Annotated in this window: 1 protein-coding gene; it reads left to right on the top strand. The window is 41.0% G+C overall.

Annotation, left to right across the window (positions count from 1 at the left end):
• Positions 1-53 precede the first annotated feature (53 nt).
• Positions 54-692: PD-(D/E)XK nuclease family transposase (locus tag DXA07_RS12900; protein WP_182429597.1), on the top strand; the 639-nt coding region annotated here is incomplete at its 3' end.

The raw sequence follows: 692 nt of genomic DNA, 5'->3' as shown, positions 1-692 counted from the left end.
TATGGTTATGTTGTCGACAAAACAGGCGCCGGATATTACGAGGAATTAAATTTATGTACAATGAAAATGAAAAAAGAAACATTGCTGTCTCACAGAAAGGCAATGCTATACAGCCTGCCGCATTAAACATCCATCAGCTTTTCCCATCCCGAACCAAAGATGAATGTCTATTAGAATTAAAGAAGAATCCATCCGTTTACCGGACATATCTGAACTGGCCTGACAAATGGAAATCAAACTTTCTGGAATTCATGGAAGGTAAGAAAAGCCTGCCATTGACCTATGATCCATTTTTCAAAAAACTGTTCAACCCAGATATATACCCGGAACGGTTATCACGACTGATCAGCAGTATCATCGGCACAAAAGTAACCGTAAAATGTATCCTGTCAAATGAGGACAGCATGCTGCCATCAACTTCTCTCCTGCTTCTGGATATCATTGTTCAGTTAGAAGATGGTTCGATTGCAAATGTGGAGATCCAGAAGATCCCATACACCTTTCCCGGTGAGCGGATGTCCTGCTACTCTGCTGATCTTTTGCTCCGCCAGTACACCAGAGTAAAAGGGGAAAAGGGAAGTACATTCACCTATCAGGATCTGAAAACCGTTTATACGATCGTGATGTTTGAAAACAGTCCAAAAGAATGTAAAGATCCCGAATTATCCGATATCTATCTGCATCATGGAAAG

It is taken from the genome of Clostridium sp. AM54-37XD (assembly GCF_003478225.1).
GTDB lineage: Bacteria > Bacillota > Clostridia > Lachnospirales > Lachnospiraceae > Coprococcus > Coprococcus ammoniilyticus.
This window is presented reverse-complemented; position numbering and strand designations above follow the sequence as displayed.